Source organism: Kitasatospora sp. NPDC001132 (assembly GCF_053598415.1).
Genome location: NZ_JBSFKF010000012.1, coordinates 89,828 through 106,899, shown reverse-complemented (window position 1 = coordinate 106,899; position 17,072 = coordinate 89,828). Strand labels below are relative to the sequence as shown.

The 17,072-nt window shown below is 71.4% G+C and carries 14 protein-coding genes; 3 read left to right on the top strand and 11 right to left on the bottom strand.

Going from position 1 to position 17,072, the window contains the following annotated elements:
• Positions 1–44 precede the first annotated feature (44 nt).
• Entirely contained in the window at positions 45–371 is a 327-nt protein-coding gene (locus ACWDBE_RS18645) for a tetratricopeptide repeat protein (RefSeq protein ID WP_449789484.1), read from the top strand.
• Positions 372–452: 81 nt separating this feature from the next.
• On the opposite strand, the gene rpsD is transcribed toward ACWDBE_RS18645, so the two are convergent.
• From rpsD to ACWDBE_RS18610, 7 genes are all read right to left on the bottom strand, one after another.
• Positions 453–1,067, bottom strand: coding sequence for a 30S ribosomal protein S4 (gene rpsD / locus ACWDBE_RS18640; RefSeq protein WP_030056230.1), 615 nt, complete (start codon positions 1,065–1,067; stop codon positions 453–455).
• A gap of 312 nt (positions 1,068–1,379) precedes the next feature.
• Positions 1,380–2,789: a replication-associated recombination protein A gene (locus ACWDBE_RS18635; RefSeq protein WP_449808559.1), complete on the bottom strand. Its 1,410-nt coding sequence runs from the start codon at positions 2,787–2,789 to the stop codon at positions 1,380–1,382.
• A gap of 38 nt (positions 2,790–2,827) precedes the next feature.
• Positions 2,828–3,646, bottom strand: a complete 819-nt coding sequence (ppk2, locus tag ACWDBE_RS18630; RefSeq protein WP_449789486.1) for a polyphosphate kinase 2 — start codon at positions 3,644–3,646, stop codon at positions 2,828–2,830.
• A 140-nt stretch (positions 3,647–3,786) separates the two neighbouring features.
• Positions 3,787–4,233, bottom strand: coding sequence for a GNAT family N-acetyltransferase (locus ACWDBE_RS18625; RefSeq protein WP_449789487.1), 447 nt, complete (start codon positions 4,231–4,233; stop codon positions 3,787–3,789).
• A gap of 156 nt (positions 4,234–4,389) precedes the next feature.
• Positions 4,390–6,180 (bottom strand): aspartate--tRNA ligase, encoded by a 1,791-nt coding sequence (gene aspS, locus ACWDBE_RS18620; protein WP_449789488.1) that lies wholly within the window; start codon positions 6,178–6,180, stop codon positions 4,390–4,392.
• Positions 6,177–7,439, bottom strand: coding sequence for a histidine--tRNA ligase (hisS, locus tag ACWDBE_RS18615; RefSeq protein ID WP_449789489.1), 1,263 nt, complete (start codon positions 7,437–7,439; stop codon positions 6,177–6,179). The genes aspS and hisS overlap by 4 nt, the downstream gene beginning before the upstream one ends.
• A gap of 11 nt (positions 7,440–7,450) precedes the next feature.
• Positions 7,451–8,158: an MBL fold metallo-hydrolase gene (locus tag ACWDBE_RS18610; protein ID WP_074002379.1), complete on the bottom strand. Its 708-nt coding sequence runs from the start codon at positions 8,156–8,158 to the stop codon at positions 7,451–7,453.
• 235 nt (positions 8,159–8,393) lie between these two features.
• Here ACWDBE_RS18610 and ACWDBE_RS18605 point away from each other — a divergent pair, with 235 nt between their 5' ends.
• Both ACWDBE_RS18605 and ACWDBE_RS18600 read left to right on the top strand, forming a co-directional pair.
• Positions 8,394–9,236: a peptidylprolyl isomerase gene (locus ACWDBE_RS18605; protein WP_449789490.1), complete on the top strand. Its 843-nt coding sequence runs from the start codon at positions 8,394–8,396 to the stop codon at positions 9,234–9,236.
• A 265-nt stretch (positions 9,237–9,501) separates the two neighbouring features.
• Positions 9,502–10,731 carry a DUF349 domain-containing protein gene (locus ACWDBE_RS18600; RefSeq protein ID WP_449789491.1) on the top strand — a complete coding sequence of 410 codons (1,230 nt, stop codon included), beginning with the start codon at positions 9,502–9,504 and terminating at the stop codon, positions 10,729–10,731.
• Positions 10,732–10,826: 95 nt separating this feature from the next.
• Here ACWDBE_RS18600 and ACWDBE_RS18595 read toward each other — a convergent pair whose 3' ends face one another.
• From ACWDBE_RS18595 to secD, 4 genes are all read right to left on the bottom strand, one after another.
• Positions 10,827–13,313, bottom strand: coding sequence for a RelA/SpoT family protein (locus ACWDBE_RS18595; protein WP_449808602.1), 2,487 nt, complete (start codon positions 13,311–13,313; stop codon positions 10,827–10,829).
• Between the two features lie 120 nt (positions 13,314–13,433).
• Positions 13,434–13,985: an adenine phosphoribosyltransferase gene (locus ACWDBE_RS18590; RefSeq protein WP_449808558.1), complete on the bottom strand. Its 552-nt coding sequence runs from the start codon at positions 13,983–13,985 to the stop codon at positions 13,434–13,436.
• A gap of 46 nt (positions 13,986–14,031) precedes the next feature.
• Positions 14,032–15,135 (bottom strand): protein translocase subunit SecF, encoded by a 1,104-nt coding sequence (secF, locus tag ACWDBE_RS18585; RefSeq protein ID WP_449789494.1) that lies wholly within the window; start codon positions 15,133–15,135, stop codon positions 14,032–14,034.
• 4 nt (positions 15,136–15,139) lie between these two features.
• Positions 15,140–16,942, bottom strand: a complete 1,803-nt coding sequence (secD, locus tag ACWDBE_RS18580) for a protein translocase subunit SecD (RefSeq protein ID WP_449808557.1) — start codon at positions 16,940–16,942, stop codon at positions 15,140–15,142.
• Positions 16,943–17,072 lie beyond the last annotated feature (130 nt).

The window sequence follows — 17,072 nt, the reverse complement described above, 5'->3', positions numbered from 1 at the left end:
TGCCGATTGCTTGAGGAGGCAAGTAACCGCCCGGAAGGAACACCATGGCCGTCAACAACGCCGCCGACGAGTACCGCATGGCGAAGTTCTACTTCGACTCCAAGGCCTACACCGACGCGGCCCGCATGCTCGAAGGCGTACTGGCCGAGGAGCCGACCAACCTCTCCGTCCGGCTGCTGCTGGCCCGCAGCTACTTCCACTCGGCCCAGCTGCGCCGCGCCGAGGCCGAGCTGCTGCGGATCCTGGAGGCCGACCCGGCCGAGGACTACGCCCGGCTGATGCTCGGCCGCACCCTGGAGCGCCAGGGCCGCGCCGAGGAGGCCCGCCCCCACCTGCGGCTGGCCGCCGCGATGACCGGCGAGAGCATCTGACGCCGGCGGGAAAAGGGGCGAGCCCCCGTCGCCTCGGAAGGCGACGGGGGCTCGCTGGTGTCCGCGAAGAGCGAAGCCGGGTCAGCGCGAGTAGTACTCGACGACCAGCTGCTCGTCACAGATCACCGGGACCTCCTTGCGCTGCGGCGCACGGTCCAGGCGGAAGGCCAGGGCCTTCAGGTTGACCTCGAGGTACTTCGGGGTCTGGCCCTCACCCGCGTAGCCACCCTCACGGGCGACCTGGAAGGGGACCTTCTCCTTGCTGCGCTCGCGGACGGTCACCACGTAGCCCGGCTTCATCTGGAACGACGGCTTGTTGACCTTGCCACCGTTGACCTCGATGTGGCCGTGGACGACCATCTGGCGGGCCTGGTAGATGGTGCGGGCGATGCCCGAACGCAGGACCAGGGAGTCCAGACGGGTCTCCAGGTCGGCGACGAGCGCCTCACCGGTCTTGCCCTCGGCCTTCTTCGCGCGGTCGAACGCGCGCGCCATCTGCTTCTCGCTCAGGTCGTACTGAGCGCGCAGACGCTGCTTCTCGAGCAGACGGACCTTGTAGTCCGAGTTCTGCTTGCGGCCACGGCCGTGCTGGCCGGGCGGGTACGGGCGGGCCTCGAAGTACTTGACGGACTTCGGGGTCAGCGGCACACCGAGCGCGCGCGCGATCTTGACCTTGGGACGCTTCTGGTTCGCCATGAACCAAACCTTCCTTGCTTACGAATACGGCTTCACCAGGTGTTGACGGAGGTCGCATGTCGCGACCCGGAGAAAACCCCGCCGCCTGCGCGATGGGATCAGCCGCTCTCCGGAGCCGGGCACGGAAGTGCTGGTCACACGGACGGACCCGGGAACCCGGGCCGCCCGCGACACCGGTGACGGTGCGCGACGCTCCTGGTGCGGGCCTCCCGGAGGAGGCCTACCGCCGATGCCCCGCTGGTGCGGCCGGTCGGTGGGGTCTCCCCCGCCGCCGTCCCGGGACATGGCACTCCGACGAAGTATACCGGTGGATCACTCGCCCTTTTCCCCGGGCTGCTCCTCGGGCTTCCTCCCGTCCTTCTTCTCCGCCCTGCGCTCCCCCCGCAGCCGCCCGCGCGTCCACTCCACCACGTCCGCGTACCGGGCCTCGCCGCCGCGCCTGGTCGGCTGGTAGTACTCCTTGCCGTGCACCGCGTCCGGCGCGTACTGCTGGGCGGCGATGCCCTCCGGCAGGTCGTGCGGGTACCGGTAGCCCTTGCCGTGGCCGAGCTTGCCCGCGCCGCCGTAGTGGGCGTCCCGCAGGTGGGACGGGACGGCGCCGGCCAGGCCCTGCCGGACGTCCGCCAGCGCCGCGTCGATCGCCAGGTAGGCGGCGTTGGACTTGGGCGCGAGGGCCAGCGCGATGGCCGCCTGGGAGAGGATGATCCGGGCCTCCGGGAAGCCGATCAGGGCCACCGCCTGGGCCGCCGCCACCGCCGTCTGCAGGGCCGTCGGGTCCGCCAGGCCGACGTCCTCGCTGGCCGAGATCATCAGTCGGCGGGCGATGAACCGCGGGTCCTCCCCCGCCTCGATCATCCGGGCCAGGTAGTGCAGGGTGGCGTCCACGTCGCTGCCGCGGATCGACTTGATCAGCGCGCTGGCCACGTCGTAGTGCTGGTCGCCGTCCTTGTCGTAACGCACCGCCGCGTGGTTGACCGCCGTCTCGGTGAGGGCCAGCGTGATGCTCGGCTCACCCTCCTCCAGCGCCGCCCCGGCCGCCGCCTCCAGGGTGGTGAGCGCCTTGCGGGCGTCCCCGCCGGCCAGGCGCACCAGGTGGTCCTCGGCCTCCGCGGACAGTTCCAGCGCGCCCTGCAGGCCGCGCTCGTCGGCCACCGCGCGGCGCAGCAGCGCCCGGATGTCCTCGTCGGTCAGCGACTCCAGGGTGAGCAGCAGCGAGCGGGACAGCAGCGGGGAGATCACCGAGAAGTACGGGTTCTCCGTCGTCGCCGCGATCAGGGTGACCCACCGGTTCTCCACGGCCGGCAGCAGAGAGTCCTGCTGGGCCTTGGAGAAGCGGTGGATCTCGTCCAGGAAGAGCACCGTCTCCCGGCCGGACATCCCGACCGCCCGCCGGGCGCCGTCGATCACCGCCCGGACCTCCTTGACCCCGGCGGTGATCGCGGACAGTTCCACGAAGCGGCCCTCGACGGCCTGGCTGATCACGTGCGCCAGGGTGGTCTTGCCGGTGCCGGGCGGCCCCCAGAGGATCACCGAGCTGGTCGCCGCCGGGCCGCGCGAGCCCGCGACCAGCCGGCGCAGCGGCGAGCCTGGCTTCAGCAGCTGCCGCTGCCCGGCCACCTCGTCCAGGGTGCGCGGACGCATCCGTACGGCCAGGGGAGCCCGGCCGGGCTCCCTGGTCTGGCGTTCCTCGGCTGCGGCGGTGAAGAGGTCCGGTTCGTCCACACCGGAAGCCTATGCGAGGCCCCGGACAGCCCGGGCCGCTACTCCAGCGCGGCGGCGTGGTCCGGGACGTACTTCTGCAGGTCACGCGGGGGGCGCTGGTAGCCGCGCGACGCGGGGCGGCGCGGCAACCTGATCTGCGGGACCTTCGTCTCCTGGTACGGCACGGTGGACAGCAGGTGGGCGATCATGTTGATCCTGGCCCGGCGCTTGTCGTCGCTCTCCACCACGTGCCAGGGCGAGTCCGGGACGTCGGTGTGGAGGAACATCTCGTCCTTGGCCCGCGAGTAGTCCTCCCAGCGGGTGATCGACTCGACGTCCATCGGGGAGAGCTTCCAGCGCTTCATCGGGTCCGCCAGCCGGTCCCGGAACCGCCGCTCCTGCTCGGTGTCGCTCACCGAGAACCAGTACTTGCGCAGCAGGATGCCCGACTCGATCAGCATCCGTTCGAAGGTCGGGCACTGGTGCAGGAACTGCCAGTACTCGTCGTCGTCGCAGAAGCCCATCACGCGCTCGACGCCCGCGCGGTTGTACCAGCTGCGGTCGAACAGCACGATCTCCCCGGCGGCCGGCAGGTGCTCGACGTAGCGCTGGAAGTACCACTGGGTCTTCTGCCGCTCGGTCGGCGTGGGCAGCGCCGCGACCCGGGCGATGCGCGGGTTCAGGTACTCCGTCACCCGCTGGATCGCTCCGCCCTTGCCCGCCGCATCACGCCCCTCGAAGACCACCACCAGCCGGGCGCCCTCGACCCGCACCCACTCCTGGAGCTTCACCAGCTCCTGCTGGAGCCGCAGCAGCTCCCTCTCGTACGGCCTCTTGGCCAGCTTCTCCGGCTTGCCGCTGCGCTGCTGCTCGGCCACCCTCGGGTCCTCCGTTCGGTCGAATGCTGATGCGCACTCACCGTAGGCGCCGCTGGCCGGATCCGCAGGTCGGCGGGGCCGTGGCGACCGGGGCGGTCTCGTGGACCGGCCCTGGGAGAGGCACCCGAGGGAGACGGGCCCTAGAGGGCGAGGAAGGGCTCGGGGTAGCGGCAGAGCCCGCGCGGGCCGCCGTCGTACCCCGTCAGCGGCAGCGCCTGGAAGTACGTCTCCGGCACCTCGAACGGGCCGGTGACCTCGTGCCGCCCGGCCGGCGCGAAGCCGAACCGCTTGTAGTACTCCGGATCGCCGAGGACGACCACGAGCTTCTCGCCCGCGTCCTCGGCCGCCGTCAGCGCGGCCCGGACGACCAGCTCGCCGACGCCCCGGCGCTGCCACTCGGGCGCCACCGCGACCGGCGCGAGCGCCAGCCCCCTGCCGTCGCCGACCCGCAGCCGGCTCAGCAGCGCGTGCCCGATCACCAGCCCGGCCTCGTCGACCGCCACCACGGACAGGCCGGGCAGCCAGGCGGGATCGCGGCGCAGCGCGTCCACCAGGTCCGCCTCGTCCGGCCCTGGGAACGCGGCCATGTGGACGCGCCTGGTCGCCGGGGCGTCATCCGGACATTCGACTCTCGTTGTGACCTGCATTGAGTCAACCCTCCCTGTGTCACACACCGTTGTGGACCGGCCCCGGACGGTGGGTGGACCGTCCGGGGCCGTTGCAGGTTAGCGGATGACGCGGTGTCAGGACTTGGGCTGAGCCTCGCCCTTGGCGTCCTCGCGGACCTTCGGCTGGGCGTCCACGCCGGCCTCGCGGCGCTGTGCCGGGGTGATCGGGGTCGGGGCACCGGTCAGCGGGTCGCCGCCGGTGGACGTCTTCGGGAAGGCGATGACGTCCCGGATGGTGTCGTACCCGCCCAGCAGCGTGACGATGCGGTCCAGGCCGAAGGCGACACCACCGTGCGGCGGCGGGCCGTAGTTGAAGGCGTCCAGCAGGAAGCCGAACTGCGAGGCCGCCTCCTCCTCGGAGAGGCCGATCGCGTCGAACGCCCGCTTCTGCACGTCGCGCTGGTGGATACGGATCGAACCGCCGCCCAGCTCCGAGCCGTTGAGGACCAGGTCGTAGGCGTTGGACAGCGCCGAGCCCGGGTCGGTGTCGAAGGTGGCCAGCGACTCCGCGGTCGGGGCGGTGAACGGGTGGTGCACCGCGTGCCAGCCCTGGAACTGACCCTTGTCGTCCTCGATCGGCTCGAACATCGGGAAGTCGACGACCCAGAGGAAGGCCCACTTGGACTCGTCGATCAGCTCGCAGCGGCGGCCGATCTCCAGACGGGCGGCGCCGAGCAGCTCCTGCGAGGCGCGCTCCTTGCCGGCCGCGAAGAAGATCGCGTCGCCGTTCTTGGCGCCCGCGGCGGCGGCGAGGCCGGCCAGGTGCTCCTCGGAGAGGTTCTTGGCGACCGGGCCGCGCAGCTCGCCGGTCTCGGCGTCGATGAGGACGTACGCCAGGCCCTTGGCGCCGCGCGCCTTGGCCCAGTCCTGCCAGGCGTCCAGCTGCTTGCGCGGCTGCGAGGCACCGCCGGGCATGACCACGGCGCCGACGTACGGGGCCTGGAAGACGCGGAAGTCGGTGCCCTTGAAGTACTCGGTCAGGTCGGTGAGCTCCTGGCCGAAGCGGACGTCCGGCTTGTCCGAGCCGTAGCGGCCCATGGCGTCCGCGTAGGTCATCCGCGGCAGCGGGTTCGGGACCTCGTAGCCGTGCACCTCGCGCCAGATGGCGCCGATGATCTTCTCGCCGAGGGCCAGGATGTCCTCCTGGTCGACGAAGGAGGCCTCGATGTCCAGCTGGGTGAACTCCGGCTGCCGGTCGGCGCGGAAGTCCTCGTCGCGGAAGCAGCGGGCGATCTGGTAGTAGCGCTCCATGCCGGCCACCATCAGCAGCTGCTTGAACAGCTGGGGCGACTGCGGCAGGGCGTACCAGTGGCCGGGCTGGAGGCGGACCGGGACGAGGAAGTCGCGGGCGCCCTCGGGGGTGGAGCGGGTGAGGTACGGCGTCTCGATGTCGAGGTAGTCGTTCTCCTCCATCACCCGGCGGATGATGTTGTTGACCTTGGAGCGCAGGCGCAGGCCCTTGGCCGGGCCCTCACGGCGCAGGTCCAGGTAGCGGTAGCGCAGCCGGACCTCCTCGTTGACCGTGCCCGGCTCGTACTCGGCGACCGGGAAGGGCAGCGGGGCGGCCTCGGAGAGCACCTCGATCTCGCTGACGACGACCTCGACGGCGCCGGTCGGGATGTCCGGGTTCTCGTTGCCCTCGGGGCGGACCCGGACGTCGCCGACGACCTTGACGCAGTACTCGGCGCGCAGGCCGTGCACCGAGTCGAGGTCGCGGACCACGATCTGCACGGTGCCGGAGGCGTCGCGCAGATCGATGAAGGCGACGCCGCCGTGGTCGCGGCGGCGGGCGACCCAGCCGGCCAGGGTGACGGTGGTGCCTGCGTGCTCCGGGCGGAGCGTGCCCGCGTCGTGCGTGCGGATCACAGCTGCTTCTCCTTCAGGGTGGTGACGAGTGCGTCGAGGGCGACGGGGGTCTGCTCGCCGGTGCTCAGGTCCTTGAGCTGGACGACGCCCTCGGCGAGGTCCCGGTCCCCGGCGATCAGGGCGAAGCGGGCGCCGGACCGGTCGGCGGACTTCATGGCGTTCTTGATGCTCTTGACGCCGAAGGCGAGGTCGGTGGCCACACCGGCCCGGCGCAGCTCGGTCACCTTGGCGAACAGGACGTCCTTGGCCTCCTCGCCGAGCGCGACGGCGTACACGGCGGTGGCGGACGGCAGCTCCAGGGCGATGCCCTCGGCCTCCATCGCGAGGAAGGTGCGGTCCACGCCGAGCGCCCAGCCGACGGACGGCAGCGCCGGGCCGCCGATCATCTCGGACAGGCCGTCGTAGCGGCCGCCGCCGCCGATCGCGGACTGGGCGCCGAGGCCGTTGTGCACGAACTCGAAGGTGGTGCGGGTGTAGTAGTCCAGGCCGCGCACCAGCTTGGGGTCGTCCACGTAGGCCACGCCCGCCGCGGTGAGCAGCTCGCGCACCTTCTCGTGGTACGCCTTGCACTCCTCGCACAGGTAGTCGCGCAGCATCGGCGCGTCGACCAGCTGGGCCTGCACGGACTCGCGCTTGTCGTCGAGGACGCGCAGCGGGTTGATCTCGGCGCGGCGGCGGGTCTCCTCGTCCAGGTCCAGGCCGGAGAGGAACTCGATCAGCGCGGCGCGGTAGACGGGGCGGCACTGCTTGTCGCCGAGGCTGTTGAGCAGCAGCGAGTAGTTCCGCACCCCGAGCGAGCTGAAGGCGTCGTCGGCCAGGATGACCAGCTCGGCGTCGAGCGCCGGGTCCTCCGCGCCGATCGCCTCGGCGCCGACCTGGGAGAACTGGCGGTAGCGGCCCTTCTGGGCGCGCTCGTAGCGGTAGTACGAGGCGGAGTACCAGAGCTTGACCGGCAGGTTGCCCTGCTTGTGCAGGTTGGCCTGAAGGGCGGCGCGCAGCACCGGGGCGGTGCCCTCGGGGCGCAGCGCGAGCTCGTCGCCGCCCTTGGTGGTGAGGGTGTACATCTCCTTGGAGACGATGTCGGTGGACTCGCCGACACCGCGGGAGAACAGCTTCACGTCCTCGAAGACCGGGGTCTCGACGTAGCCGTAACCGGCCCGGCGGGAGGGCTCGGAGAGCCGGTCGCGGATCGCCAGGAACGTCGCGGAGCTGGGGGGCAGCAGGTCGTAGGTGCCCTTGGGGGCGGTGAAGGTGCTCAACTTCTCTTCCGTCACATTCCTCGTCGCGGGAAAGCCGGGGCGCCCGCCGCCCCTGCTGCCTGTCGGAGGTAGGGGTTGGTGGCGCGCTCGCGGCCGATGGTGGTCTGACCGCCGTGGCCGGAGAGGACCACGGTGGAGTCGTCGAGGGGCAGGCACACCCGGGCCAGCGAGTTCATGATCGCCTCGCTGTCCCCGCCCGGGAGGTCGGTACGCCCTATGGAGCCGGCGAACAGCAGGTCGCCCGAGAACAGCACCGGGGGGAGGTCCTCGGCACCGGGCGTCCGGAAGGTCACCGACCCCCCGGTATGGCCCGGGGCGTGGTCCACCGTGAGCTTCAGGCCGGCCAGCTCCAGCACGCTGCCGTCGGTGAGCTCGCGCACGTCGTCGGGCTCGCCGACGGTGAGCTCGCCCATCAGCTGGGTGCCCAGGGAGCGGCCGAGCGCCTTCTCCGGGTCGGACATCATGTAGCGGTCCTCGGGGTGGATCCAGGCCGGGACGCCGCGGGCGCCGCAGACCGGGACCACCGAGGCCACGTGGTCGATGTGGCCGTGGGTGAGCAGCACGGCGACGGGCTTCAGCCGGTGCTCGCGGACCATCTCCTCGACGCCCCGGGCCGCCTGGTGGCCGGGATCGACGATGACGCACTCCTCGCCCGCCGCCGGAGCGACCAGGTAGCAGTTGGTGCCCCAGGCTCCAGCGGGGAATCCGGCGATGAACACGCTCGTCCTTCGTTATGTGGTCGGCGACGGCTACGGGATGCAAGTCAAGTGGTGTAAGCGCAGCCTACCGGCGGTCCGGGTCCGGTTGCGAACCAGATGGCGGTGGCGGGGCGCGCGGCCTGACAGGTTCACCGCGTTCTTACGGGCCGGGTCCCTACACTTGGCCGCCGAGGGATGCGATGATCCGCTCCGGAATCCATCCACTTTTCCCGCACATCCGTAGGAGACACGGCCGGTGGTCAGCAGCGAACAGCGGCGGCGGCAGCTCGCCCGAGAGAAGTACGAGCGCCAGTTGGAGCGCCGGGTCGCGGCCGAGGCCGCGCGCAAGCGGCGCAACACGATCCTGGGCGCCTCGCTCGCGGTCGTGGTGCTGGCCGGCGGTGGCACCCTGATCGCCACCGGCGCGTTCAGTTCGGACGACAAGGGCGACAAGAAGGCCTCGGCCGCGAACAGCGCCCAGGCCGCGCCGACCGCGGAGCCGACCACCCCGACCCGCAAGCCGGTCGAGGGCTGCGCCGCCCCGGCGCCGGGCGCGCCCAACGGCAAGCAGTGGCAGGCCGAGCCGCCGATGACGATCGATCCGAGCGGCTCGTACGCCATGACGCTGGACAGCAACTGCGGCAAGGTGACGATCGCGCTGGACGCGGCCAAGGCCCCGCACACCGTGAACTCCTTCGCCTTCCTGGCCGGCGAGAAGTACTTCGACCACACCAAGTGCCACCGCCTCACCACCGACGGCATCTTCGTGCTCCAGTGCGGCGACCCGACCGCCAGCGCGACCGTCCCGGGCGGCACCGGCGGTCCCGGCTACAAGTTCGCGGACGAGAACCTGGCCGGCGCGACCTACCCGGCCGGCACCGTGGCGATGGCCAACTCGGGCCCGGGCACCAACGGCAGCCAGTTCTTCCTGGTCTACAAGGACACCAAGCTGCCGCCGAACTACACGCCCTTCGGCAAGATCACCGGCGGTCTGGACGCGGTGCAGAAGATCGCCGCCGCGGGCACCCTGGAAGGCTCGCCCGACGGCCACCCGATGGCCGACGTCACCTTCAACTCCGTTACGGTGGCGAAGGGTTGACCGACTCCGGGGCCGTCGGCGGGCGGCGTGCGCGCCGCCCCCGCACGGCCCCGGACCGAAATCGCCCGGCCCGGATGCGGACAGCACCGGTCCTGGTCGCCTATGTTGGCGTTGTATAGGGTGCCCGGATCCGCCTAGCCGTCACCCTCGGCAGCAAGGCACGGCGGACGGGGACGGCGGACTCTTTCGGTCCGTCGCACATCAACTGTGGACGACGGACGCGCGCCGCCCCGGCGCGGGCGCGACGTCATGTGGAGGACGCGCTATGAGCAGCGACCCGTGGGGCCGTGTGGACGAGCAGGGCACGGTCTACGTCAGGACGGCCGACGGTGAACGCGTCGTCGGTTCCTGGCAGGCCGGCTCGCCCGAGGAGGCCCTCGCCTACTTCGAGCGCAAGTACCAGGGCATCGAGGTGGAGATCGGCCTGCTGGAGAAGCGGGTGCGCACCACCGACCTGGCCGCGAAGGACGCCCAGGCCGCGCTGGAGCACCTGCGTGCCCAGGTGGTCGAGGGGCACGCGGTCGGCGACCTGGAGGGCCTGGCCAAGCGGCTGGACACGCTCGCCGGTGAGATCGAGAGCCGGCGCGAGCAGCGCAAGGCCGCTCGCGCCAAGGCCCAGGACGAGGCCCGTTCGGCCAAGGAGGCCCTGGTCTCCGAGGCCGAGCAGCTCGCCGAGTCCACCCAGTGGCGGGAGGCCGGGGACCGGCTGCGCGCCCTGGTGGACACCTGGAAGGGCCTGCCGCGGCTTGACCGCAAGAGCGACGACGAGCTGTGGCACCGCTTCTCGCACGCCCGCTCGGTCTTCTCCAAGCACCGCAAGGCGCACTTCGCCACCCTGGACGCCGAGCGCGAGAGGGCGCGGCAGACCAAGGAGTCGCTGGTCGCCGAGGCCGAGGCGCTGTCCTCGTCCACGGAGTGGGGCAGCACCGCCGCCTCCTACCGCGACCTGATGGCGCGCTGGAAGGCCGCCGGCCGGGCCCAGCGGGACATCGAGGACGAGCTGTGGGCGCGGTTCCGCGGCGCCCAGGACGTCTTCTTCCAGGCCCGCTCCGCGGTGTTCAGCGAGCGGGACGCCGAGCAGGTGGAGAACCAGAAGCTCAAGGAGGCGCTGGCCGCCGAGGCCGAGGCGATCCTGCCGATCACCGACCTCAAGGCCGCCAAGGCCGCGCTGCGCGAGGTCAACGAGCGCTGGGAGGCCATCGGCCACGTGCCGCGCGAGGTCCGTCCGAAGCTGGACGGCCGGCTGAACGCGGTCGAGCGGGCCATCCGCGAGGCCGAGGAGGCCGAGTGGAAGCGCTCCAACCCGGAGGCCAAGGCCCGCGCGGCCGGCATGGTGGGCCTGTTCCAGGCGAAGGCCGACAAGATCCAGGCCGACCTGGACAAGGCCCGCGCGGCCGGCAACTCCTCCAAGGTCGCCAAGCTGGAGTCCGAGCTGGCCGGCGTGCGGACCCTGCTGGACCAGGCGCACAAGAGCCAGGAGGAGTTCAGCGGCTGACCGCCCTGACCCGCCGAACCGCGAAGGCCCCCCGGGAGCACTCCCGGGGGGCCTTCCGCGCTGTTGCCGCCCCAGGGCGGGGCGGGGCGGCGCCGCTACTTGCGGGCGGAGGTGACGCGGTAGACGTCGTACACGCCCTCGACGCCGCGCACCGCCTTGAGCACGTGGCCCAGGTGCTTCGGGTCGCCCATCTCGAAGGTGAAGCGGCTCATCGCCACCCGGTCCCGGGAGGTCTGCACCGCCGCCGACAGGATGTTGACGTGCTGGTCGGACAGCACCCGGGTGACGTCCGAGAGCAGCCGGGAGCGGTCCAGCGCCTCGACCTGGATGGCCACCAGGAAGACCGAGGACTGGGTGGCCGCCCACTCGACGTCGATCATGCGCTCCGGCTGCTGGCTCAGCGCGTCCACGTTGACGCAGTCCGCGCGGTGCACCGAGACGCCGTTGCCGCGGGTCACGAAGCCGACGATCGGGTCGCCCGGCACCGGGGTGCAGCAGCGGGAGAGCTTGACCCAGACGTCCTCGACACCCTTGACGATCACCCCCGGGTCGCCCTTGGCCCGGCGGCGCGCCGCACGGCGGTTGTCGTGGGTCGGGGTGGCGGTCTCCGCCAGGTCCTCGGTCGCGCCCTCCTCGCCGCCGAGCGCCTGCACCAGCTTCTGCACGATGTTCGGCGCGGCGACGTGGCCCTCTCCGATCGCGGCGTAGAGCGAGGAGATGTCGGGGTAGCGCATCTCGTGGGCCAGGGTGACCAGCGAGTCGCCGGTCAGGATCCGCTGGATCGGCAGGCCCTGCTTGCGCATCGCCCGGACGATCGCCTCCTTGCCGTGCTCGATCGCCTCCTCGCGGCGCTCCTTGGAGAACCAGGCGCGGATCTTGTTGCGGGCGCGCGGCGACTTGACGAAGCCCAGCCAGTCCCGGGACGGGCCGGCGTTCTCCGCCTTGGAGGTGAACACCTCGACGGTGTCGCCGTTCTCCAGGGTCGACTCCAGCGGCACCAGCCGCCCGTTGACCCGGGCGCCTATCGTCCGGTAGCCGACCTCGGTGTGCACGGCGAAGGCGAAGTCGACCGGGGTGGCCCCGGCCGGCAGGGCTATCACGTCGCCCTTGGGGGTGAAGACGAAGACCTCGTTGCTGGCCAGGTCGAAGCGCAGCGACTCCAGGAACTCGCCCGGGTCGGCGGTCTCCTTCTGCCAGTCCAGCAGCTGCCGCAGCCAGGCCATCTCGTTGACGGCGTCGGCCTTGTCGTCCTTGCGGACCTGGGTCGGGGTGTCGGTACGCACCTTGGACGCCCCGGCCACCGCGCGCTGCTTGTACTTCCAGTGCGCGGCGATGCCGTACTCGGCCCGCCGGTGCATGTCGAAGGTGCGGATCTGCAGCTCGACCGGCTTGCCCCCGGGACCGATCACCGTGGTGTGCAGCGACTGGTACATGTTGAACTTGGGCATCGCGATGTAGTCCTTGAACCGCCCCGGCACCGGGTTCCACCGCGCGTGGATGGTGCCCAGCGCCGCGTAGCAGTCGCGGACGGTGTCGACCAGGACCCGGATGCCCACCAGGTCGTAGATCTCGGCGAAGTCCCGGCCCCGGACGATCATCTTCTGGTAGACCGAGTAGTAGTGCTTCGGCCGGCCGGTGACGGAGGCGGTGATCCGGGCGCCGCGCAGGTCCGCCTGGACCTGGTCGATGACGGTCGCCAGGTACTCGTCCCGCTTGGGGGCGCGCTCGGCGACCAGCCGGACGATCTCGTCGTACATCTTGGGGTAGAGGATCGCGAAGGCGAGGTCCTCCAGCTCCCACTTGATGGTGTTCATGCCCAGCCGGTGCGCCAGCGGGGCGTAGATCTCCAGCGTCTCGCGGGCCTTCTTCTCCTGCTTCTCCCGCTTGAGGTAGCGCATCGTGCGCATGTTGTGCAGGCGGTCGGCCAGCTTGATCACCAGGACCCGCGGGTCCTTGGCCATCGCCACGACCATCTTGCGGACGGTCTCGGCCTGCGCGGCCTCGCCGAACTTGACCCGGTCCAGCTTGGTGACGCCGTCCACCAGCAGGGCCACCGAGTCGCCGAAGTCTTTGCGCAGGGTCTCCAGGCCGTAGTCGGTGTCCTCGACGGTGTCGTGCAGCAGCCCGGCCATCAGGGTCGGGGCGTCCATGCCGAGCTCGGCCAGGATCGTCGCCACGGCCAGCGGGTGGGTGATGTACGGGTCGCCGCTCTTGCGCTTCTGCCCGCGGTGCCACTTCTCGGCGACCGCGTACGCCTTCTCTATGTCGCGCAGCAGCGCCGGGTCGGCCTTGGGGTCGTTGGCCCGGATCGAGCGGAACAGCGGCTCCAGGACGGGGTTGAGCACGCTGGAGCGCTGGCCGCCCAGGCGGGCCAGCCGGGCTCGCATGCCGCCGGTGGAGCCGCGGCCGGAGGGGCCGAGCGAACGCGACGAGGTCGGCGCCGGGCGTGCCGGGGTGGCCCCCGAGGGCGTGGGACGGTTTTCGGGGGTGGCCGCTGCGGCCGTGGGCACAACCTCGTCGGGCAAGGACAACTCCTCGGGGCACCGGGGCCGACCCCTGCCGGGACCCGAACGGTCGGGCAGAACCGGGAGGGGATGAATCTTCATGGTACCGAGCCGGGCGCCGGGGTGTTCATCCGGCCGTGCCAGGAAACGGAAGGACGGCGGTCGGATGTTCCGACCGCCGTCCTTCCGAGGTGTCCGTCAGACCGTGACCAGCGTCTCCAGCGGAGCGCCGTCCAGGTGCCCGGCCAGCCGCTCGCGGCCGTCCAGGAAGCCCAGCTCCATCAGCACCACGACGCCCGCCAGCTCGGCCCCGGCCTCCTTCACCAGGTCCAGCGAGGCGCCGATGGTGCCGCCGGTGGCCAGCACGTCGTCCACCACCAGCACCCGCTCACCGGGAACGAAGGCGTCGCACTGCACCTCCAGCGTCGCCGAGCCATACTCCAGCTCGTACGAGCGCCGGAACACCTCACCGGGCAGCTTGCCCTGCTTGCGGATCGGCACGAAGCCGAGCCCGGCCGCGAAGGCCGCCGGAGCCGCCAGCACGAAGCCGCGCGCCTCCAGGCCCACCACCTTGGTCGCACCGAGCTGCGCGGCCCGGTCCGCCAGCGCGCCGGTCAGGGCGCCGAAGGCCTCGGCGTCGGCGAGCAGCGGCGCGATGTCCTTGAACAGCACACCCGGCTTCGGGTAGTCCGGGACGTCCCGGATCCGGCTGTTCAGCAGCTCGGCCAGTGCGGTGTCGACGGTGGTCACGGTTCTGTCCTTAACGGTCCGGTGGGGCCCGGGGTCCTGCCCGGGGTCAGCGCTTGGTGGACGGACGGCCCTTGGCACGGGCGGTGCCGGCCGACCGGCCACGCTGTCCGACCATACCCGCAGGCTGCTCCTCGCCCGTCGGCTCCCCGTCCGCCTCGGCACCGTCCGCGGCCTCGGCCTTGGCGGCCGCGGCGGCCCGGTGCTGCAGGACCCGCTTGCGCAGCGCCTTCATCTCCGGCTGCTCCTCCTTGAGCTGCGCCAGCAGCGGGGTGGCGACGCAGATCGAGGAGTAGGCACCGGCCGCGAGGCCGATGAACAGCGCGAGCGAGATGTCGTTCAGGGTGCCGGCGCCCAGCAGGCCGCCACCGATGAACAGCAGCGCGGCGACCGGCAGCAGCGCCACCACGGTGGTGTTGAGCGAGCGCACCAGGGTCTGGTTGAGGCCGGCGTTGGCGGCCTCGCTGTAGGTGAGCTTGTTCTGCTTGGTGATCCCCTTGGTGTTCTCCTTCACGGTGTCGAAGACGACGACCGTGTCGTAGAGCGAGTAACCGAGGATGGTCAGGAAGCCGATCACCGTACCCGGGGTGACCTCGAAGCCCACCAGGGCGTACACGCCGATGGTGATCAGGAGGTCGTGGATGAGGGCGACCAGGGCGGAGACCGCCATCCGCCACTCGAAGGCGATCGCCAGGTAGACCGTCACCAGGACCATGAAGACGATCAGGCCGGTGAGCGCCTTCTGGGAGATCTGCTTGCCCCAGCTGGGGCCGATCACCTGGGCCTCGACGGTGTCCAGCGGCACGCCGAGCTTCTGCGAGAGCTCGGAGCGGATCTCGTCCGAGCTCTTCGGCTCCTCGGTGCTGACCTGGATGCGGATCTTGCCGCTGTCGGTCGACTGCACCAGCGGGTGCGAGGAGACGACCCCGTTGGCGGTGTCCTGCGCCTGGGAGACCGTCAGGCCGGGCTTGGCCACGGTGTAGACCGAGCCGCCCTTGAACTCGATGCCCAGGTGCAGGCCCATGGCCAGGCCGATCGCCGCGACCAGCACGATCACGCCGGAGATGGAGTACCAGAGCTTACGGCGTCCGACGAAGTCGAAGCTGACTTCGCCCTGGTAGAGCCGGTGGCCCAGGTTGGAGAAGCGTGACACGGTGTCAGGCCTCCTTCACGGCGGCAGAGGAGGGGCTACGGCGACGGCTGCTGCGCAGCGGCGGGCGGGCGCCCAGCCGCTTCGGGTCCAGGCCGGACCACGGGTGGCCGTTCAGGAAGAACTTCCGGCGGGCCAGCAGCGTGATCAGCGGCTTGGTGAAGAGGAAGATCACCACCACGTCGAGCAGGGTGGTCAGACCCAGGGTGAACGCGAAGCCCTGGACCTTGCCGACCGAGACCACGTAGAGCACGGCGGCACAGAGGAAGGACACGAAGTCCGAGACCAGGATGGTGCGCCGGGCGCGCGGCCAGGCCCGCTGGACCGCCGGGCGCAGCGGGGCGCCCTCGCGGACCTCGTCGCGGATGCGCTCGAAGTACACGATGAAGGAGTCGGCGGTGATGCCGATCGCGACGATCGCACCGCAGACCGCCGGCAGGTTCAGCGCGAAGCCGATCGCGTTGCCGAGCAGGCTCATGATCGAGTAGGTCAGGGCCGCCGAGACGAGCAGACCGGCGATCGAGACCAGGCCGAGGCCGCGGTAGTAGATCAGCGAGTAGGCGACCACCAGGACCATGCCGATCAGGCCGGCGACCAGACCGGCCTTGAGCTGGTCGCTGCCGAGCGCCGGGGAGACGGTGGTGATGTCGCTCTTGGCGAACTCCAGCGGCAGGGCGCCGTAGCTCAGCACGTTGGCGAGGTCCTGTGCCTCGGCCTGGCTGAAGCGGCCGGTGATGACCGCGCTGCCACCCGGGATCGGCCCGTTGACCTGCGGGTGGGAGACCACCTGGTTGTCCAGCACGATGGCGAACTGGTTGGTCGGCGGGGCCTGGGCGGCCAGCTGGCCGGTGACCTTGGCGAAGGCGTCGGTGCCGGTGCCGTTGAACTGCAGCTGGACCTGCCAGCCGGCACCCGTCTGGGTGTCGATGCTGGCCTGGGCCTTGGAGACGTCCGCGCCCTTCACGGCCGCGGGGCCGAGGGCCAGCTTCTCGTAGTAGCCGTTCTCGGCCTTCTGGGAGCAGGCGACGACGGCCTTGTCCTCGGCGCCGGTCTGGGCGGCGCGGACGTCCGGCTTGGAGCAGTCCAGGGCGGCGAAGGCGGCGGCCAGCTCGGGCGGCACGGTGCCCTGGGTCATCGCGTTGCTGATGTCGGCCGGGGTCTGCGGGACGGCCGGGGTGCTCGGGGCGCCGGTGGCGGCCGGGGCCGCGCTGCCGGTGGCGGCGGGGGCGGCACCGGTGGCGGCGGCGGTCGGGCTGGCGCCCTCGGCGGCCAGCGCCTCGCTCGCGGGGCGGCCCTGCTTGGTGGCGCTCGGGGCCGCGGACTGGGCACCGGCGGAGGGGGTGGCGGCCGGCGTGGCGCCCGGGGTGCCGGTGGCGGCCGCGGACGGGGTGCCGGTCGGCTCCGGTGCGGAGATGCCGCTGGGGGCAACGGCCAGGACCGGGCGGAAGAACAGCTTCGCGGTGGTACCCACCTGGTCCGCCGCGTTCTGCCGGTCACCGCCCTTGGGGATGTTCACGATGATCGTGTCCGAGCCCTGGGTCTGGACCTCCGCCTCGGAGACACCCATGCCGTTGACGCGGCGCTCGATGATCCCGACGGCGATGTCCATGTTGGACTTGTTGAGAGCCTTGGGATCGGACGACTTCGCGGTCAGCGTGATGCTGGTGCCACCGGCGAGATCGATCCCGAGCCGGGGCTTGGTGGTGCCCGTCCCGAACATGAGGGCGACCAGTCCGACGGTGACGACCAGGATGAGGGCCAGCGCCCGCCCTGGGTAGCCGTCGCGCGGGCGCGACTTGGGTGTTGCCACCTTGCTCGTTTCTCCCTGTCCATGCCACTTTCCCGGCCGTACCCCCGGCCGGCGATAGTCGGGACGGGGGTACGGCGGTTCTGCGGCCCTGAGGTCCTGTGGGCTCGCGGCGGATGCCGCGCGGCCGGGC

What these genes read in the sequence shown, in the direction of transcription:
- ACWDBE_RS18625 (WP_449789487.1), bottom strand. Translation starts at nt 4,233, where the DNA reads ATGGCCGCGTTCCCAGGGCCGGACGAGGCGGACCTGGTGGACGCGCTG.
- ACWDBE_RS18645 (WP_449789484.1), top strand. Translation starts at nt 45, where the DNA reads ATGGCCGTCAACAACGCCGCCGACGAGTACCGCATGGCGAAGTTCTAC.
- rpsD (WP_030056230.1), bottom strand. Translation starts at nt 1,067, where the DNA reads ATGGCGAACCAGAAGCGTCCCAAGGTCAAGATCGCGCGCGCGCTCGGT.
- ACWDBE_RS18600 (WP_449789491.1), top strand. Translation starts at nt 9,502, where the DNA reads ATGAGCAGCGACCCGTGGGGCCGTGTGGACGAGCAGGGCACGGTCTAC.